Source organism: Pseudomonas sp. LBUM1653 (assembly GCF_059716115.1).
Genome location: NZ_CP166803.1, coordinates 3,175,353 through 3,193,485, shown reverse-complemented (window position 1 = coordinate 3,193,485; position 18,133 = coordinate 3,175,353). Strand labels below are relative to the sequence as shown.

The 18,133-nt window shown below is 59.0% G+C and carries 16 protein-coding genes and 2 pseudogenes; 9 read left to right on the top strand and 9 right to left on the bottom strand.

The genetic code is table 11. From position 1 onward, the window contains the following. Window positions 1-16: 16 nt before the first annotated feature. The 3 genes and pseudogenes from ACA054_RS14375 to ACA054_RS14365 all read right to left on the bottom strand — a co-directional run bounded on the left by ACA054_RS14375 (window position 17) and on the right by ACA054_RS14365 (window position 1,728). Complete coding sequence (locus ACA054_RS14375; protein ID WP_497689984.1) at window positions 17-268, bottom strand: hypothetical protein; 252 nt, start codon at window positions 266-268, stop codon at window positions 17-19. 484 nt (window positions 269-752) lie between these two features. Beyond that, window positions 753-833: pseudogene (locus ACA054_RS14370) on the bottom strand (outer membrane lipoprotein carrier protein LolA); the annotation flags it as partial. Window positions 834-864: 31 nt separating this feature from the next. Beyond that, window positions 865-1,728, bottom strand: coding sequence for an MBL fold metallo-hydrolase (locus tag ACA054_RS14365; protein ID WP_497689983.1), 864 nt, complete (start codon window positions 1,726-1,728; stop codon window positions 865-867). 313 nt (window positions 1,729-2,041) lie between these two features. On the opposite strand from ACA054_RS14365, the gene ACA054_RS14360 reads away from it, so the two are divergent. Then, entirely contained in the window at window positions 2,042-2,269 is a 228-nt protein-coding gene (locus tag ACA054_RS14360; RefSeq protein ID WP_497689982.1) for an AbrB/MazE/SpoVT family DNA-binding domain-containing protein, read from the top strand. Window positions 2,270-2,525: 256 nt separating this feature from the next. Then, entirely contained in the window at window positions 2,526-3,848 is a 1,323-nt protein-coding gene (locus ACA054_RS14355; RefSeq protein ID WP_497689981.1) for a DUF1329 domain-containing protein, read from the top strand. A gap of 28 nt (window positions 3,849-3,876) precedes the next feature. Here ACA054_RS14355 and ACA054_RS14350 read toward each other — a convergent pair whose 3' ends face one another. Further along, window positions 3,877-4,377, bottom strand: a complete 501-nt coding sequence (locus ACA054_RS14350; RefSeq protein WP_497689980.1) for an Lrp/AsnC family transcriptional regulator — start codon at window positions 4,375-4,377, stop codon at window positions 3,877-3,879. A gap of 119 nt (window positions 4,378-4,496) precedes the next feature. On the opposite strand from ACA054_RS14350, the gene ACA054_RS14345 reads away from it, so the two are divergent. From ACA054_RS14345 to ACA054_RS14335, 3 genes and pseudogenes are all read left to right on the top strand, one after another. Continuing rightward, window positions 4,497-5,531 carry a histone deacetylase family protein gene (locus ACA054_RS14345; RefSeq protein WP_497689979.1) on the top strand — a complete coding sequence of 345 codons (1,035 nt, stop codon included), beginning with the start codon at window positions 4,497-4,499 and terminating at the stop codon, window positions 5,529-5,531. A 50-nt stretch (window positions 5,532-5,581) separates the two neighbouring features. Continuing rightward, window positions 5,582-6,637, top strand: coding sequence for an ornithine cyclodeaminase (gene ocd / locus ACA054_RS14340; protein WP_497689978.1), 1,056 nt, complete (start codon window positions 5,582-5,584; stop codon window positions 6,635-6,637). A 173-nt stretch (window positions 6,638-6,810) separates the two neighbouring features. Continuing rightward, window positions 6,811-8,226: pseudogene (locus ACA054_RS14335) on the top strand (amino acid permease). Window positions 8,227-8,278: 52 nt separating this feature from the next. On the opposite strand, the gene ACA054_RS14330 reads toward ACA054_RS14335, so the two are convergent. Next, window positions 8,279-8,908, bottom strand: a complete 630-nt coding sequence (locus ACA054_RS14330) for a dihydrofolate reductase family protein (RefSeq protein WP_497689977.1) — start codon at window positions 8,906-8,908, stop codon at window positions 8,279-8,281. A 192-nt stretch (window positions 8,909-9,100) separates the two neighbouring features. On the opposite strand from ACA054_RS14330, the gene yghU reads away from it, so the two are divergent. Next, on the top strand, window positions 9,101-9,940 hold the full coding sequence (gene yghU, locus ACA054_RS14325; protein ID WP_497689976.1) for a glutathione-dependent disulfide-bond oxidoreductase: 840 nt from the start codon (window positions 9,101-9,103) through the stop codon (window positions 9,938-9,940). 661 nt (window positions 9,941-10,601) lie between these two features. Here yghU and ACA054_RS14320 read toward each other — a convergent pair. Further along, entirely contained in the window at window positions 10,602-11,537 is a 936-nt protein-coding gene (locus ACA054_RS14320; RefSeq protein WP_497689975.1) for a DMT family transporter, read from the bottom strand. A gap of 146 nt (window positions 11,538-11,683) precedes the next feature. Between ACA054_RS14320 and ACA054_RS14315 the strand changes: the two genes are divergently transcribed. Together ACA054_RS14315 and ACA054_RS14310 are read left to right on the top strand one after the other, a co-directional pair. Further along, window positions 11,684-12,529, top strand: a complete 846-nt coding sequence (locus ACA054_RS14315) for a LysR family transcriptional regulator (RefSeq protein WP_497689974.1) — start codon at window positions 11,684-11,686, stop codon at window positions 12,527-12,529. A 25-nt stretch (window positions 12,530-12,554) separates the two neighbouring features. Further along, window positions 12,555-12,980 carry a potassium channel family protein gene (locus ACA054_RS14310; RefSeq protein ID WP_497689973.1) on the top strand — a complete coding sequence of 142 codons (426 nt, stop codon included), beginning with the start codon at window positions 12,555-12,557 and terminating at the stop codon, window positions 12,978-12,980. A 29-nt stretch (window positions 12,981-13,009) separates the two neighbouring features. Here the strand turns inward: ACA054_RS14310 and ACA054_RS14305 are convergent, their stop codons facing one another. The 3 genes from ACA054_RS14305 to ACA054_RS14295 are packed head-to-tail and all read right to left on the bottom strand — an operon-like array spanning window position 13,010 to window position 16,359. After that, a complete protein-coding gene (locus tag ACA054_RS14305) occupies window positions 13,010-14,770 on the bottom strand; it encodes a SulP family inorganic anion transporter (protein WP_497689972.1) in 1,761 nt (586 codons plus the stop codon). Window positions 14,771-14,818: 48 nt separating this feature from the next. After that, complete coding sequence (gene ppk2, locus ACA054_RS14300; protein ID WP_497689971.1) at window positions 14,819-15,640, bottom strand: polyphosphate kinase 2; 822 nt, start codon at window positions 15,638-15,640, stop codon at window positions 14,819-14,821. A 56-nt stretch (window positions 15,641-15,696) separates the two neighbouring features. Continuing rightward, window positions 15,697-16,359, bottom strand: a complete 663-nt coding sequence (locus ACA054_RS14295) for a hypothetical protein (protein ID WP_497689970.1) — start codon at window positions 16,357-16,359, stop codon at window positions 15,697-15,699. 207 nt (window positions 16,360-16,566) lie between these two features. On the opposite strand from ACA054_RS14295, the gene ACA054_RS14290 reads away from it, so the two are divergent. Continuing rightward, window positions 16,567-17,841 (top strand): peptidase MATCAP family protein, encoded by a 1,275-nt coding sequence (locus ACA054_RS14290; RefSeq protein ID WP_497689969.1) that lies wholly within the window; start codon window positions 16,567-16,569, stop codon window positions 17,839-17,841. Window positions 17,842-18,133: the final 292 nt, after the last annotated feature.

Below are 18,133 nucleotides of genomic sequence, written 5' to 3'. Positions count from 1 at the left end.
TGGCGTTCGCTGAAGATCAAACTGTAGGAGCGAGCCTGCTCGCGAAAAACTTCAGGACACCGAGGTCATTCAGGCGGCCCGCGTCATCGTTGACCACCATCGCGAGCAAGCTCGCTCCCACAAGGGATCTCTGGCGGCCGCAGATCTGGCGTTCGCCGAAGATCAAAACTGTAGGAGCGAGCCTGCTCGCGAAAAACTTCAGGACACCGAGGTCATTCAGGTTGCCCGCGTCATCGTTGACCACCATCGCGAGCAGGCTCGCTCCCACAAGGGATCTCTATCGGCCGCGGATCTGGCGTTCGCTGAAGATCAAACTGTAGGAGCGAGCCTGCTCGCGAAAAACTTCAGGACACCGAGGTGATTCAGGCTGCCCGCGTCATCGTTGACCACCATCGCGAGCAGGCTCGCTCCCACAAGGGATCTCCATCGGCCGCAGATCTGGCGTTCGCTGAAGATCAAACTGTAGGAGCGAGCCTGCTCGCGAAAAACTTCAGGACACCAAGGTCATTCAGGCTGCCCGCGTCATCGTTGACCACCATCGCGAGCAAGCTCGCTCCCACAAGGGATCTCTATCGGCCGCAGATCTGGCGTTCGCTAAAGATCAAAACTGTAGGAGCGAGCCTGCTCGCGAAAAACTTCAGGACACCGAGGTCATTCAGGCGGCCCGCATCATCGATGACCACCATCGCGAGCAGGCTCGCTCCCACAAGGGATCTCTATCGGCCGCGGATCTGGCGTTCGCCGAAAATCAAAACTGTAGGAGCGAGCCTGCTCGCGAAAAACTTCAGGACACCGAGGTCATTCAGGTTGCCCGCGTCATCGTTGACCACCATCGCGAGCAGGCTCGCTCCTACAGGGGGGAGATCAAAACTCGAAACGGCTCAACGCTGCGTGCTGATCATACGGCTGGTAACGCGAATGCCGATCACGCGTGATCTTGATCATCGCAATTTCGGGATCACTGGAGAACACCAGACGACCACCGCTGGCCACCAGGTGGTCCAGTAGCCGTTCTTTCTCGCCAACCAGACCTTCCGGATTGCGGTCATTAGCCGTCGTCACATCCAGGCGTAACCAGTGGGTACCGGGAATCAGGTCGCCGGCAAACACTACCGGTCCGCCCGGCATGCTGATTTCCGGGATCAATTGCCCGGGGGTGTAACCATCGCTGAAGTGGAACTGCCAGCCGTCGCCAAGCTTATTGCATCGAGCGCCATCGACCAGCACCAGGCGACCGCTGCCTTCCAGCCTGCGCACGATCTGCCGAACGAATAAAGCGCGATCATGGGGATGGTTGTGAAGAGCACGGGACCAGTGGCGCTCGCCGGTAATGTAATGCGCAGCAGGAAACAGCAAGCGCGGTGTATTGCCGTCATCGATCGCTGCACTCAGTTCGGGAGACAGTTGCGCATGCAGGTGAGTCAGCACCACTGCGCTAATGTCGCCTTCAGCGAGGCCATGTTGCGCCAGGCTGTCCAGCAATCCCGATGGATGTTTCTGGCAGCTACAGGTCCGTCGCAGCGGCGCAAGCAAGGCGCTGGCACCCGCCAGAACCAGGATATTCTTGCCCCCTTGCTGCACCAACAGGCCTCGCGAGGCAAGGTCCACCAGGTTGTCCTGGTCAGGCTTGATCCAGTCAGCCCACAACTGCCGCGGCGTATTGCCGAACATCACTCCACCATCAAGCTTGCGACTACTACCGGCCAGAGTGGATAAACAACGGTTCACGACAGATACCTCTTTGAATTCGCCCCATCTTTGCAGAACGTGCGGGTTTTATGAGGGATGCAGGTTAATCCTCCTTCACGTCCTCACCCCCCACCCGCGTGGGGTGGGTCATGGGACGTGGCTGGTTTTTCGTTTCTCGGCCGGGCACTTCTTCAACATTGGTAAAGACCTTTGGAACACCTGGATTTCCTTGGTCATACCGCTACCCCAATAGCCATCCAGACTGTTGCTCGTTGCGCAATGAGTCTGAGCGCAAAATCACGTTACCATTGCCGACTCAGAAGCAAAGGAGACCAACGTGAGAAAGCCACCTATGAAAATCATCATCGAAGAATGGGATGGGGACGGTGCAATTCGAATTCCGGACGAAGCGCTGCAGGAATTGGAGCTGGATGTAGGCGACTCTGTGTATCTGATAGAAGAATTTATCGGCAACACTCGCTGCCTGGTCCTATCGAAAAAGCCTCATGTCACGGATCGAATAGACGAGCTCACTGCAGCCTGGAACAGCGAACAGCACGCCAGCGCCGTAGACAAATGAGGTCCATCGCAGGGGGCGCGCGATCAGACCAGTCGAACCCACCACGACTGGTGGCACTGTTCGACTGATTCCCCTGCCATGATCCGCCCTCTTCCTGTCATGAATAGCCAAGCAACTGTCGTCAAATGCGAAGCGCCGCCGAATCGCGGGCTCTTTAATGGAGGTACTAAAAAAGTCTCTGGCAATTGAGCCGACGGATCCGGCCGCGGCCTCTGAGTCACGAGTTGCCTGGTACGCCCGGCAGGAGAATAACAATATGCAATTCGTGAAAAGTCTTCTGGCTGCCATACCCCTCATGGCGCTGGCCATCGATGCTCACGCCAATGTATCGAATCAGGAAGCCGCCCGGCTGGGCACCAGCCTGACGTCGGTGGGTGCTGAAAAGGCCGGCAATGCCGATGGCTCCATTCCGCCCTACAGCGGCGGCCTGACCACTGCCCCCTCCAGTTTCAAGACCGGCGACAGCATGCGCCCGGATCCCTTTGCTCACGAAAAACCGCTGCTGGTAATCAACGGCAAGAATGTCGACTCGTATAAAGGGATGCTCACCGCCACCACCGTAGAGTTGGCCCGGCGCTACCCCGGCTTTCGCGTCGACGTGTATCCGACCCACCGCACGGCTTCACTGCCACAGGCGGTACTGGACAATAGCCGCAAGAATGCCACCAACGCCAGGGCCCTCAACGGCGGGACCGCCATCGACAATGTGATGCCCGGGGTGCCGTTCCCGATTCCGCAATCAGGCGCCGAAGCGATGTGGAACTTCCTGCTGCGCTACCAAGGGGTCAACATCCATTCCAAGTACGACGCCTGGAGCGTCGACACGGCGGGCGTACCGAGCCTGGCTGTGACCGGCGAGGCATTCGTCTCGTTCCCGATATACGAGAACATGTCGAAGCCGTTCAACAGCTCGGACATTTATTATCAGTTGAAACTGTCCTATACCGGGCCTGCGCGCCGCGCCGGCGAGTCGATCATGCTCAAGAACGCCACCAATCCCACAGAGTTTCCTGGTCGTGCCTGGCAGTACATGCCGGCCCAGCGCCGGGTCAAACAGATTTCGATCCTGGCCTACGACACACCCAACCCCGGCACCGCCCGTGCACTCGAGCTGTACGACTGGACGCTGGTCGGCAAGCGGGAAATGATCGTGCCCTACAACACCTACAAACTCACCTACGCCCGTGAAGCAAAATCGCTGACCACCCCCAATTTCATTGCCCCGGATTACGTGCGCTGGGAAAAACACCGGGTCTACGTCGTGGAGGGCAATCTCAAGCCCGGTGCCAAGCACATCTACCAGAAGCGCCGTTTTTACCTGGATGAAGACACCTGGGCCGCAGTGGCCTCCGATCAGTACGACACCAGTGGCCAGCTGTATCGTGGTTCCTTCGCATTCTTCAGCCAGAGCTATGACAAGCAAGTCCCGGATGCCACCCCTTTCATGACTTACGACCTGTCGCGTGGCACCTACAACATCAATGGCGTGGTGGGCCCCCATGGCGGCATCCGCTACATCGAGCCGCTTTCGACGGCGCAGTGGGTGCCGGAGTCCATGGCGGGGACCGGGATTCGCTAGGTCCGCGGTGATTCAAGCCCCTGTCCGCTCAGTCCCTGCTCGATTTGGGTATCGCAATACGGCTACTGGTCTTGACCTCGCGTAATGCCAGGCTGGACTGGATGGAGGCAATACCCACCTGACGCCTAAGCACCTGCTCGATAAAGTCACTGTAGCTATCAAGATCCTCTGCCAACACTTGCAGCACGTAATCGGCATCCCCGGTGATCTTGTGACAGGACAACACTTGGGGCAGCTGCGCAATCACCGCCTCGAAGTCGTCGGGAGCGTGATCGGCGTGGGTGGAAAAACGGATGTGCACGAACGCCATGATGTCCAGCCCCAGCATTCGTCGATCAAGGTTCGCCTGATAGCCCTTGATCACGCCCGCCTCTTCCATTCTCTTACGCCGCCGCCAGCAAGGGGTCAGGCTTAACGCCAGGCGCTCACTGAGCTGCGCGTTGGAAATACTCGCGTCCTCCTGCAACAGCGCGAGAATCGCCAGGTCGGTGTCGTCGAGACTGATGCGTTTGGATATTTTTTTCTGCATTTTGCCTCTCCCGAGTAAATACACCCGCAATATCTCTCGAAACCTGAACAAAAAGCAAAGAAATCGCATCCGTACCAGAACAAAATATTTGCACTGGCTCACATTAATGGATGCGCACAATGTTTACAGTTTTCAGTGATTCCCACCGTTTGCATCACGGCACAGAATTGAAAGACGGCGTGCTCAAGCCGTCCTTTGAACAGCCCAGTCGGGCCGATACCGTCCATCATCGGGTCAAGCAGGTAGGGCTTGGCCAGATCATCGAACCGCGAGCATTCGACCGCTCGTGCTATGTCAACGCGCACAGCGAGCGCTACGTCTCCTTTCTCGAATCCGCCTGGTCTGAATGGTGCGCAACCGGACGCACCCACGATGCCTTGCCGCTGGTATGGCCAGTGCGCGATCTGGCCAACGAGCAAGTGCCGAATTACATCGACGGCAAGTTGGGTTTCTACGCCATGGACGCCGGCTCCCCCATTACCGCCACCACATGGCAAGCGGTTAAAACCAGCGCCGATATCGCGCTGACCGGCCTGGCACTTATCGATGAAGGCCACGACAGTGCCTTCGCCCTGTGCCGCCCGCCCGGCCATCACGCGGCGCGTGAATACATGGGCGGCTACTGCTATCTGAATAACGCCGCCATTGCCGCACAGCAGGCCATTACCCAAGGCGCCAAGCGTGTCGCGGTGCTGGACGTCGACTTTCATCATGGCAACGGCACCCAGAACATTTTCTACGGGCGCAGTGACGTCATGTTTGTCTCGCTGCACGGCGAACCAGAAGTGTCCTATCCGTATTACTCGGGCTACCGCCACGAAGTCGGCGCAGGCCAAGGCGAAGGTTACAACCTGAACTATCCGATGCCGAAGCACACCACCTGGGAAAGTTACCGCAACGCCTTGCTCCATGCCTGCAGGAAGCTCCAGCAATTTGCCCCTGAAGTGCTGGTGATTTCACTGGGCGTCGACACGTTCAAGGACGACCCCATCAGCCACTTCCTGCTCGAAAGCGAAGACTTCATCGGCATCGGCGAGCTGATCGCGGGCGTGGGCTGCCCCACCCTGTTCGTCATGGAAGGCGGCTACATGGTCGATGAAATCGGGATCAATGCGGTCAACGTGCTGCATGGTTTCGAGAGCAAACGCGCCTGAGTCATCCCCTCAATCGCAGTATTTCAACTATTGAATCGGAGAATAAAAACATGACTCTTTTTATCGATGTCGATCATGCCGCACGCCTGTTCGCCAAGGTGGGAATCCTCCGGGCAATCCGCGAAATGGCGACTTACATCGAAGCTGACTACTCGCGATGGGCGCAGTTTGATAAGTCGCCCCGCACCGCCAATCATTCGGCCGACGGTGTGATCGAGTTGATGCCGACCGACGATGGTCAACAGTATTCGTTCAAATACGTGAACGGTCACCCGGACAATGGTCAACGGGACTTGTTGACGGTCATGGCCTTCGGCGTCCTGGCCGACGTTCACAGTGGCTATCCAACTTTGCTCAGTGAATTGACGCTGACCACTGCCCTGCGTACTGCCGCGACCTCAGCTCTGGTCGCGCAGTCCCTGGCGCGCCCAGGTGCAAGCAGTATGGCAATCATCGGCAATGGCGCCCAGAGCGAGTTTCAGGCCCTCGCCTTCCACGAAATGCTCTCCATCAAGGAAATCCGCATTTTCGATATCGATCGCGATGCTTCACTCAAGTTGAAGCACAACCTGGCCGCATTCCCCGATATTGAGGTGATTCTGGCCCGCTCGGTACAGGACGCGGTCAAGGGCGCGCACATCGTCACCACAGTCACCGCAGACAAAGCCTATGCAACGATTCTGACGCCCGAGATGATCGAGCCCGGCATGCATATCAACGCCGTCGGCGGTGACTGCCCGGGGAAAACCGAATTGCACGCCGAGATCCTGCGCAATGCCCGGGTCATCGTTGAGTTTGAACCTCAAACCCGGATTGAAGGCGATATTCAACAACTGGAGCCCGACTTTCCCGTCGTCGAGTTCTTCCGGATTGTTCTGGGCGAAGTCCCGGGGCGCGAGAACGACGCACAGGTCACCGTGTTCGATTCGGTGGGTTTTGCCCTCGAAGACTTTTCGTCACTGCGCTACGTGCACGACCTGGCGCGCGAGCATGCCATCGGCGAGCGCATCCATCTGGTGCCGACGCCTTCCAACATAAAAAATCTCTACCAACTGCTTGATCAGCAGCCAGCAATTGTCCCTTCGCGCCTGCGCACAGTCAGCTGATCACCCTGGGTGTGGCCCCTGAGCAAAGTGCCAAGGGGCTACTCACCATTTGAATGGACGACAAACCCTGCCACCCAAACCACCACCGTCAATAGCCGTTGCATCTCTAACAAGAACGCCAGACATCCACCTTTCTGCCAAAACTCAAAAACATAAAATCAAGAGGTTTTGTAATGAAATCGACACCGTCCGGGCTGGCTGAACAGCCCGCGCTGCAGCGCACGCTCAGCAATCGTCACATTCAGTTAATGGCCATGGGAGGTGCCATCGGGACAGGCCTGTTCATGGGTTCCGGGAAGATCATTGCCCTCTCCGGCACGTCGATCATCCTCATCTATATGATCATCGGTCTGTTCGTCTACTTCGTCATGCGCGCCATGGGCGAACTGTTGCTCTCCAACTTGAACTTCAAAAGCTTCGCAGATTTTGCCGGTGCCTACCTCGGCCCAAGAGCGGCATTCTTCCTCGGTTGGTCGTACTGGCTGAGTTGGAGCGTCGCGGTGGTGGGCGATGCCGTGGTGGTTGGCGGATTCTTCTAGTACTGGTTCCCCGATGTACCCGCCTGGATCCCGGCCATCGGAATGCTGATGACGCTGTTCGCCTTGAACGTACTGACCGTCAGGCTTTTCGGGGAAGTGGAGTTCTGGTTCGCGATCATCAAGATCATTGCCGTCGTGACCTTGATTGGCGTCAGCATGGTGCTGATCGCCAGTTCCTTCGTCTCACCCAACGGCGTCACTGCATCCCTGAACCACCTGTTGGATAAACAGGCAGCCTTCCCCAACGGGCTGTTCGGTTTCTTTGCCGGTTTCCAGATGGCAATCTTCTCCTTTGCCGGCACCGAGCTGATCGGCACTGCAGCCGCGGAAACCCGTTCCCCCGAGAAAACCCTGCCTAAAGCCATCAACTCGATTCCGCTGAGAATCATCCTGTTTTATGTGCTGGCACTGGCCTGCATCATTGCAGTGACGTCCTGGCAACAGGTTTCGCCCAACAAGAGCCCTTTCGTCGAACTGTTTCTGGTTGCAGGGTTTCCCGCAGCAGCAGGTATCGTCAACTTTGTGGTGCTGACGTCTGCCGCCTCATCGGCCAACAGTGGCGTATTTTCATCCAGCCGCATGCTGTTTGGACTGGCCAGTAACGACAATGCGCCGGGGATTTTTCGGCGTTTGTCGGGCAATAGCGTACCGCTGTCAAGCCTGGCATTCACCACGCTGTTGATGCTGGTGGGTGTACTGTTGTTGTTCATCGTTCCGCAAGTCATGACAGCGTTCACCATCGTCTCGACCGTGTCGGCGATCCTGGTGATTTTCACTTGGTCGACCATCCTCGCGTCGTACATTGCCTATCGCAGAAGCCGGCCCGACCTGCATGCGCTATCGGTCTACAAGATGCCTGGTGGCGTGCCGATGGCCTGGTTCTCTTTGGCGTTCCTGGGCTTCGTTCTCTGCTTGCTGGCATTAAGACCTGACACCCGTATTGCCTTGATGGTCATGCCGGGGTGGTTTATCTGGTTGGCCATTGCCTATCAGCTGACAAATATCAGAAAGCCTAAACCTGCTGCTGGTTCGGCAAGTCAGTACAGCTGATGTCGGCCACACCGACGGCTCGTTTTAACTGACGAGCCGTTTTTCTGTGTTTTTACTGCTGTTCAACTTCATCAAACGATCCCGTGCGCACATCGCCGCTGCGCACGTAACGGCTGATCAACACACCGCCAGCGGTGCTGGTGGAGTGCTCCAGCGAGAAGGCCGAGGCTCGTGCGTTCTCGTCGAACAAGCGCTTGCCGTGGCCCAGGACGATGGGAAAAGTCATCAGCCGAAGCTCGTCCACCAACCCGGCTGCCAGCAGTTGGCGCACCAGATCGGCGCTGCCTTGCGTCAACAGGTGGGCGCCGCCCTGTTGCTTGAGCGCGCGTATCGCGTCGACGGGGTTTCCCTGCAGTGAATGACTGTTGTGCCAATCAAGCGTATCGGGTCGATGGGTGGCCACATGCTTGGGCACCCTGTTGAACAGATCGGCGATGTAGTTGTGCGCCCCGGCGTTTATCCGCGGCCAGTACGCCGCGAATATGTCGTAGGTGCGACGTCCCAGCAGCAACTCGAACGGCTGCGAGAACAGATCCCGTGTGGCCTGGCCGGTGCGTTCGTCGGCGTAGGGCACTATCCAGCCACCGAAGCGGAATTCGCCGCTGGTGTCTTCATCAGGCCCGCCGGGCGCTTGAATAACGCCATCCAGGCTAATGAAAGCGGCAACGATGAGCTTGCGCATACGCTTCTCCTGATTGTTCCTCGTGACAGTTCAGGGACCTGCAAACCAACTGCACTCCCTGACCAATAGTCGAACGGGACTCTGCGAAATCGACAGCAGTTGCTCGTAACGCTCGCGCGACATACTGTTTTAACCCAACTCGATCGCAAGCGGTCAACGTCATCACTACAAACAAACGATGGGGTCCATCTCGTGAGCAAAGCGTCTTATGTTCCGCCCAAGGTCTGGCAAAACGATGCGCCGTCTGGCGGCCAGTTCGCCAGCATCAACCGCCCTGTTGCCGGCCCGACCCATGACAAGACGCTGCCGACAGGCGAACATCCGTTGCAGCTGTATTCGCTGGCCACGCCCAATGGCGTGAAGGTGACCATCCTGCTTGAGGAGCTGTTGTCGCTTGGACATACCGGCGCCGAGTACGACGCCTGGCTGATCCGCATCAGCGAGGGTGAACAGTTCTCCAGCGGCTTTGTCGAGATCAACCCGAACTCGAAGATCCCGGCGCTGCTGGATCGCAGCGTGGAGCCGCCGATCCGCGTCTTCGAATCCGGTTCGATCCTGCTCTACCTGGCGGAAAAATTCGGCGCCTTCCTCCCCACCGATCCCGCCGGCCGCACGGAAACCCTGAACTGGCTGTTCTGGCAAATGGGATCAGCACCCTACCTGGGTGGCGGCTTCGGGCATTTCTACGCCTACGCGCCGGAGAAGCTCGAATACCCGATCAACCGCTTTGCGATGGAGGCCAAGCGTCAATTGGACGTCCTTGACCGCCGACTTGCGCAAAGCACCTACCTGGCCGGTGACCGCTATACCATCGCCGATATCGCGGTCTGGCCCTGGTACGGCCAGTTGGTGCGCGACAACGTGTACTCGGCTGCCGAGTTTCTATCGGCACATCAATACACCCATGTGCAGCGCTGGGCGGAAGAAATCGCCAAACGGCCTGCGGTCATCCGGGGCCAGCGCGTCAACCGGACGTGGGGGGATGAGGCAAGCCAGGTGCCTGAACGGCATCAGGCTGCTGATTTGGGCTGAAGAACGGGATTCATCCGACGGTATTAACGTCGGACGAATTCGCAGGGAGCATCCACCTCACGCCCTGAGCCTGTCCGTCAACCAGTGACGACCGCCATCGGCGCCTCTACCAAAGTTGATCCATGTCGCGTCGAAGCCTCTGGGAGATTGTTGTCTGAGTACATATCCATTGCTGCGGTAACGGCTACTAATGGTTTCGCCCTTACGGCGACTCACTTTTCCAAACGCCGAAAAGTAAGCAAAAGGCTTTGCCCAACCACTCGGTGCCTCGCTTAGGCTCGGCATGCCCTCACTCCGGCATTGCTCCGTGGGTCGCCGCGATGGGCCATCCCTGGCCCAGCGCGGCTAAACCGGCGTCCTGCCGGTTTAGCCACTGCGCAATGCCTGCGTTCGGCCATCGTGGTTAACGGGGCGCCCAAATCTAAAGCCAAAGCGAGGCGGCCTGACAGCCGACCTGATTTTAAGTGAACACGCTTCCCTGTAGGAGCGATGCTTGCTCGCGATGGACGTCAACGATAACGCACCCTGTCTGGATGATCGCGTTGTCTGGACGTTTTTCGCGAGCAGGCTCGCTCCTACAGGGGTACGAGTACAGCTGCAAAAATCAGGTCGGCTGTCAGGCCGCCTCGCTCTTGCTTTGGCTTTTGATTTTCTTGCCACCTCAAGAAGCAACTGAGCGAACCTTGGTAACAACAGGCTGAGCCGGGCTGAACAGCAAGCCCGAAGCAAACACCACCCCAAGGATGACGCCGCCAGCGCCCAGCAATTGCCAGACATTGGGCAGCACACCCAGTATCGAGGAAACCAGCATGGTGAATACCGGGGCCAGGTTGAAAAAGATCGACGTCCGCGCTGCACCAATGGCATGGATACCCTTGAACCACAGCAAGTAGGCAACCAATGAACCGCAGACCGCCAGGTAGATGACTGCTCCATGAACAGACAGCGAAGCGGTACTGATATGGGTCAGCGGATCCTCGTAGATGAAGCCCAGCACGATCAAGCCAATGACACCGAACAACATGGAGAAGGTGGTGGTTTCCAGCGGCGTTGAGTCCTTGACGAAGCGCCGGGTGCCGACCATGTTCGCAGCCCAGGCGATACTGCCGGCCAGAATGATCGCGTCGCCGGTGGCCACTTTCAAGCCGAGCAGTACCTGGATATCCCCGCGAGTGATCACCAAGCCAACACCCAACAAGCCCAATACCAGGCCGATGGCACGACCGCGATCGATGCGCTCTCCTTCAAGCAGCACCGCAAAGATCATGGTCCACAGCGGCGTGGTCGCCAGGATCAGCGCGCCGTTAATCGGCGTGGTGGTTTGCAGTCCAAAGAACGTCGCAAGATTGAACGCAGTGAATCCGAGCAGGCCCAGGCCGATAAAGGCCAGCAGGTTGTTCTTCAGCGTGCTCAGACGCAACTTGCCGGTCAGACCGAAAATCAGTACGAGTAACAGGGTAGAGATGGCAAAGCGCTCGATAGAAGCGCTGATGGGTGCCATGCTCTTGATGATATAGGCACCCGCGTTGAAGTTTGTGCCCCAGAAAAACGTGGCACCGACGATGCCGGCATACGCGAGAGGCATTGATTTTGACATGGCTTTTTCCTCGTCAAGTCCTGCGATGAAAACTCAGCAAGCTGTTGAACGCTTAAAGCCTGTTCAGCAGTTGTTGAAAGATTCTTGCAGGCTTGCCGTCGGGGCAGAATTCCCCATTTATTCACCTTTAATGTGAGAAAACGCCCATGTTTGACTGGGAGGATCTGCGCTACTTCATCGTCTTTGCCCACGAGCAGTCATTATCGGCGGCGGCACGCAAGCTCAAGGTCGACCATGCCACCGTGGCGCGACGCATCAGCGCCCTGGAGAGCTCGCTGAATCTTAAGTTGGTGGACAGGCGCCCTCGCTCGTATGTCATCACCGACGACGGAGAACGTGTCGCCCAGTCAGGGCGACGCATGGAAAACGAGTCCTTCGCGGTGCAGCGCACAGCGCTGGCCGGACAGGAAAGCTACGCCGGCGAAGTCACCGTCAGTGCCCCGCCAGCGCTGGCCTGTGCGTTGATAGCGCCGCGAATCCATTCGTTGCGGGCGAAACATCCGCAACTGTCTTTGCAGTTGATTGGCAGCCTGGGCAGCGCTTCGTTGTCGCGACGCGAAGCCGATATCGCTGTGCGCCTGAGCCGCCCCAAGGAACCGGACCTGGTGGCACGCAAGGTCGCGACGGTGCCGTTCTACCTGTATGGCTCGGCAGAATATTTAGCCACTACAGCCCCGCCAGACCTGACCTTCATCGCTTACGACGAGACCATGGAACAATCCCCACAACAGGCCTGGCTCAAGGAGCAAGCGGGTGATCGCCCTATCCTGCTGCGCAGCAATGATCTGAATATCCAGGCCACCATTGCTCAAGCAGGCGCCGGTGTCGCCGCACTGCCCTACTTCCTTGGCGACCACTACGGCCTGCAAGCGGTGGAGCCCGTTGGCGCTGGTCTCGCGCGCGAAGTGTGGCTGGTCGTCCACAGCGACATCCGGCACACCCCGTCCGTCCAGGCGGTGATGAGTTTCCTCGCATCCTGCTTTGAAGATTAAAAAAGAAACCCCACTGAGGTTCGCCATGCTGGCAGTCACGTTGATCAATACACTGGTGGTCATCATCGTCGTGGTGATCCACTACGAATGCCTGTTACGTCTGAATGATTGGCTGCCGCGGCTCAAACTCTGGAGCCGTTTCCGGATTGTCGTCGGGGTGTTCGGCGCCCTGCTGGCCCACGCGTTGGAAGTCTGGTGCTTCGCGCTGGTCTATTACCTGATGGTGCGCACCGGCGAATGGGGCGGCCTGACAGGCAACTTCGATGGTTCGCTGCTGGACTGTGTCTATTTTTCCTTCACTACCTACACCACAATCGGTTTCGGCGATATTTCACCCGTGGGCAACCTCAAGTACCTGACCGGCCTGCAAGCGTTGACCGGTCTGGTACTCATTAGCTGGACCGCATCGTTTCTATTTCTCGAAATGCAGAAATACTGGAAGAGCAAATAGCAAGCGCAATCCTCCTTCCAATTCGCCACCTATTCCACGGAATGAACCGCCAGATAGCTGCCGACTGCATCGTCTATCGTGGGAAAAAACGCTGATTCGCCAAGCCTCTCGAAAAGCCCGAAGCGCTTGAGTTTGTCCTTGACCGGGTCCTTCATCTCCGCCACGCACAACTTGATACCCGCCGCGTGCAGGGTGTCGTCCAGCTCTGCCAACATGTCGGCAGAGGTCACGTCCACACTGGTGACCGGTTCTGCAGCCACGACCAACCAGCGCACCGGCGTGGGCGATGCCACCACGGCGTTCAGCACGCGTTCGTTGAACAATTCGGCGTTGGCAAAAAACAACGGCGCATCCCAGCGAAACAGGACCAGGCCGGGGATCAGGCGCGCGTGCGGATAACGCTGGATATCGTGGTAGCCCTTGACCCCCTCGGCTTGCCCCAGCACTGCGGAATACGGCCGCCAGCCATCCCACAGAAATTCGATGACGGCGATCACGATGGCCAGGCCGATACCCTCGATCGCACCGAACACGGCGACGCCAATGGTGCAGGCGATCGACAGCCAGAACTCCCAGCGCTGGATACGATAAATGCGGCGCAGGTCGGCGACTTCAATCAAGCCGATGGCCGATGCAATCACCACGGCTGCCAGTGCGCTGTTGGGCAAATTTTGCAGCAGGTTGGGCGCTACCATCAGCAACACGGCCACCGCCAGTGCGCCGACCACGCCGGTCAATTGGGTCTTGGCCCCGGCGGCTTCGGCCACGGGCGTGCGTGAAGAACTGCTGCTGATGGGAAAACCCTGGAAAAAACCCGCCGCCAGATTGGCAAAGCCGAGCCCCGCCATCTCCTGGTTCGGGTTGACATAGGTACGGGTTCGCGCCGCGTAGACCCGCGAGAGCACGCTGGTGTCGGCGAACGAGACAAGGGCGACGGCGCAACCGCCGATGATGACCGGGACAATGTCGGCGCGGGTGATCCAGGGGATTGCGAACGCCGGCAAACCTTGTGGAAGCGCACCAAGAACCGACACACCCGCGCCCGTGGCTAGGTCCAGCACACCCACGGCGATGGTCGCGCCTGCCACAGCAATCAGGATGCCGGGGATACGCTTGTTGCCTTTGAGTAGGAGGATCACCGCCAGCGTGGCTACGCCTACCATGAAGGTGGTCCAGTTGGCCCTGCCTTCCATCACCCCGGTGGCAATGGCCCACAGGTTTCTGATCGGACCGTCGGACTCGATCGAAAAGCCGAAGATTTTCGGCAATTGGCTGATCAATACCGTCACGGCGATCCCGTTCATGTAGCCGTAGCGGATCGGTTTGGACAGCAGCTCGGTGATGAAGCCCAGGCGTGCGATCCCGGCCAGGATGCACACGGTTCCCGACACAATCGCCATCATGCCCGCCAGGGCGACGGCGCGTTGGGGGTCGCCACCCGACAGTGGCAGGACGACGGCGAGGATTACCGCGGCCAGCGAGGAATCCGGCCCCAGCACCAGAATCCGGCTGGGTCCGAACAGTGCATAAGCGAGTAGCGGAACGATGGTCGCGTACAGGCCATAGATGCCGGGCACACCGGATGCCACGGCGTAGGCGATGCCGACCGGCACCAGCATCGTGGTTAGCACCAGACCGGCCATGATGTCGTGGCGCAACCAGGCCATCCGGTACTCGCGCAGCGTTCGAAGCCCGGGCAGCCAACGGCTCCAGCCGCTATCGCCGCCGGTATCGCGACGTGCAATACGACCCGGTTCCGGGGTGGGCGGCGAAGCATCCGAATGGCTCATGGGACTGTGGCCCTTTGGTGTCCGGTGCAGATCTGCTTAAGGTGCCCGTCAGAATTTTTCGGGAATTCGCCGCAGCGGATAATCCGGTTCGCGATAACCGCCGGGCTTCTGCCGCTTGGGCAAAACCACCTTCTCACGCGCGACATCCTCATAGGGCACGCGACTGAGCAAATCAGAGATGATGTTCAGGCGTGCTCGCCGCTTGTCGTTGGAGTTGGCCACCAGCCACGGGGCGTGCTCAGTGTCGGACGCCTGGAACATGTCGTCACGCGCCCGTGAATAGTCGTACCAGCGGCTGTATGACTTGAGGTCCATGGGGGTCAGTTTCCAGATTTTGCGTCCATCCTTGATACGCTCTTCCAGCCGACGAGTCTGTTCCTCGGGGCTGACTTCCAGCCAATACTTGAGCAGGATAATGCCCGAATCGACAATCGCCCGCTCCACGTTAGGCACCGTTTTCAGAAACCCGGCAACTTGCTCTTTACTGCAGAACCCCATCACCCGCTCCACGCCTGCGCGGTTGTACCAACTGCGGTCAAAGATCACCACTTCGCCAGCTGCCGGCAGGTGCGGCAGGTAGCGCTGGACATACATCTGGCTTTTTTCCCGATCGGTCGGTGCCGGTAGCGCCACCACGCGAAACACCCGCGGGCTCACGCGTTCGGTAAGCGCCTTGATCGTCCCGCCCTTGCCGGCGCCGTCGCGCCCCTCGAAGACAATGCAGATCTTGATGCCCTTGGCTTTTACCCATTCCTGCAATTTGACCAGCTCGACGTGCAGCAGGCGCAGTTGCTCAAGGTAATCGCTGTTCTTCAGTTTCAGGCTTTGCGCGGGATAACCCTTAGCGGCTTTCTTTTTGTCCTTTGCCATGACCAAGACCTCAGCAATACAGTTGTCGACAGGTAAACAATGTCGTTGCGGGCTGTTCAGCCACCGAGCGCGATGATCGCGACGATCAGTACAGCGCCAGTGACCGCCATCCCAACGCCACCCACCCATGGTTTTGCGCCGGCATAGCGCGCCAGTATCCAACCGGCAATGAACAGCACCACCAGCCCGACCAGGTTGGACAGGCGTACTGCAAGCGCTGTCTGGTCGAGCAACAGAAACGGCACCACGAGGGGAAATGTCGAAGACACCACCAACAGGAAAACCCCGATCGCGCCCCTGATGTCGTCCCAGGTGAGACGCGGCTGTACCGACGTACTGGCATATTTGATCAAGCGCAGACGCAATGACTCCAGCTCTTCGGGGCCGGCCGCCGCGACGAGGCGCGGTGGCAGTGCATCGGCAATCAGCGCTTGTCCGGTCGCCGCATCCGCTTCGCCGCTCAGGGCTGCGAACAGCGTACGTTTGCGCGTGCGCTCGATCAGGGTGCGCAGTAAATACATCACCGCGTCGGCAAGTCCCCAGGCCAGGTTGCACCCCAGCGCGGCGAACATCATCGTGCGTTCATCCTCCTGGCCGGACGTTGCCACGCTGATGGTTCCGGTGAAGGTCATTGCCATGAGTAGGCCAAAGATCACTTCCGTCACACGATCGACCGGATCAAGTACGCGTGCCCGTTTTTGCTCTGCTGTGCCTTGCATGCTGTCATCCTCGCCACGACCGCATCAGCGTGAGGCCCTTTGAGACAGGCCAAGGCACCGGTCTTTTTCACAGGGCGGTTTCACCAAAATTTCAGTGTAGTTTGAAAAGCTTTTTTCGCTGCCGATTCAAACTTGACCCGTCGCACCGCGACGCCTCGACAGCGACTAAGCTTTAACGATTGAACCTCATCTCCCAAGGAGGTCTCCGTGAGCAGCGCTCCCCTGTCCGAACTCGATGCCGCTCTGCCCGACCTGGTGCGCAAGATCCGCGTGCTGGATGCCCTGGCCTGGCCGGAAGGGGTGGAGGAAGCATTCCTGGCGCGTTGGCGCGCCGGACAAGCCGAATTGCCCAGGGTCGAGTTGCGCCCGCGTGATCACAGCGCCGACATTGGCGCACTCGAAGCCTTTATCGGCCGCTGCGATGAGGGGCATCCGGCCGGGCGCCACCTGGCCATGACCGCGCGCAGCTATGCCACGGCCGGGCGCATGCTCGGTGCCATTGGCACACCCGCCTTTACCCAGTATTCGTCAGCGCTGTACCGGCGTCCGGACTTCTATTACCCGAACCTGCACCTGAGCATGCTGGACGCGGCCAACTTCTTCCTCAACACCACCGACGCCCTTCTGGGCGGTGCGCGAATCCCACCGAGCCCTGCCGAGATCCCGGCCGAGGCCTTCGCCGCCTGGATGCAACCGGAACTGGATCGCTTCTTCGGCCCGGGCCGGATCACCGTGGTGCTCGATTCGACCCTGGCCGCCAAGGCCATCGCCGGGGCAAGCCGCATCCGCCTGCGGGCCAGCGCGCTGTTTTCCGAACTGGACAAAAACCAACTGCTGCAGCACGAGGCTTTCGTGCATGTCGCCACGGCGCAGAACGGCGCGCTGCAATCGAACCTCAAGAGCCTTGGCCTGGGCGCGCCGCGTACCACCCAGACTCAGGAAGGTATCGCCACCCTGGCCGAGCTGTTCACCGGCAGCATGGACATCAATCGCCTGCGTCGCCTCGCCTTGCGCGTGCTCGCGGTGCAACAGGCGCTGGATGGGGCCGATTTCATCCAGGTGTTCGAAGGCTTTCTCGCTGCCGGCCAGACCCAGGAGGAATCCTTCCGTTCGACCCAACGGGTGTTCCGCGGCGCCGATCTGCGCGGCGGTTCGGCGTTCACCAAGGATGCGGCCTACCTGACCGGTTTGCTCGGCGTTCACACCCTGCTGCGCATCGCGATCCGGGATAACCGACCGGAGCTGGTCGGCTACTTGTTCGCCGGGCGTCTGAGCCTTGGGGACACCGTACGCCTGGCCCCGCTCTTCGAGTCCGGCTGGCTCCAGGGACCGGTCCATCTGCCGGCCTGGGCCTCGGATCTGCGTCTGCTCGCCGCCAACCTGGCCTTCTCTGCTTTTATCTCGCGGATCAAACTGGATGTGCTCGACCTGGACGTGCTCATGGCCTTCGCCGATGAGCATGAAGCCGATGCCAGCGCCTAGCTATCTGAAAACCCAATGTGCAAGGAGATAACGCGCTTGGCCTATCTTGACTGGGTTCAGTGGCCGGCGCTAACGCACACAGAACACGCTCCCCTGTAGGAGCTAACCTTAAGCATGTGGTTGTATATACGAACTTGATCGGGGGGATATCCATTGCTGCGGTAACGGCCACCTATGGTTTCGCCCTTACGGCGACTCACTTTTCCAAACGCCGGAATGCCGGCCCAGCGAAAAGTAAGCAAAAGGCTTTGCCCCACCACTCGGTGCCTCGCTTAGGCTCGGCATGCCGTAA

What these genes read in the sequence shown, in the direction of transcription:
- ACA054_RS14360 (WP_497689982.1), top strand. Translation starts at nt 2,042, where the DNA reads ATGAAAATCATCATCGAAGAATGGGATGGGGACGGTGCAATTCGAATT.
- ACA054_RS14355 (WP_497689981.1), top strand. Translation starts at nt 2,526, where the DNA reads ATGCAATTCGTGAAAAGTCTTCTGGCTGCCATACCCCTCATGGCGCTG.
- ACA054_RS14350 (WP_497689980.1), bottom strand. Translation starts at nt 4,377, where the DNA reads ATGCAGAAAAAAATATCCAAACGCATCAGTCTCGACGACACCGACCTG.
- ACA054_RS14345 (WP_497689979.1), top strand. Translation starts at nt 4,497, where the DNA reads ATGTTTACAGTTTTCAGTGATTCCCACCGTTTGCATCACGGCACAGAA.
- ocd (WP_497689978.1), top strand. Translation starts at nt 5,582, where the DNA reads ATGACTCTTTTTATCGATGTCGATCATGCCGCACGCCTGTTCGCCAAG.
- ACA054_RS14330 (WP_497689977.1), bottom strand. Translation starts at nt 8,908, where the DNA reads ATGCGCAAGCTCATCGTTGCCGCTTTCATTAGCCTGGATGGCGTTATT.
- ACA054_RS14320 (WP_497689975.1), bottom strand. Translation starts at nt 11,537, where the DNA reads ATGTCAAAATCAATGCCTCTCGCGTATGCCGGCATCGTCGGTGCCACG.
- ACA054_RS14315 (WP_497689974.1), top strand. Translation starts at nt 11,684, where the DNA reads ATGTTTGACTGGGAGGATCTGCGCTACTTCATCGTCTTTGCCCACGAG.
- ACA054_RS14310 (WP_497689973.1), top strand. Translation starts at nt 12,555, where the DNA reads ATGCTGGCAGTCACGTTGATCAATACACTGGTGGTCATCATCGTCGTG.
- ACA054_RS14305 (WP_497689972.1), bottom strand. Translation starts at nt 14,770, where the DNA reads ATGAGCCATTCGGATGCTTCGCCGCCCACCCCGGAACCGGGTCGTATT.
- ppk2 (WP_497689971.1), bottom strand. Translation starts at nt 15,640, where the DNA reads ATGGCAAAGGACAAAAAGAAAGCCGCTAAGGGTTATCCCGCGCAAAGC.
- ACA054_RS14295 (WP_497689970.1), bottom strand. Translation starts at nt 16,359, where the DNA reads ATGCAAGGCACAGCAGAGCAAAAACGGGCACGCGTACTTGATCCGGTC.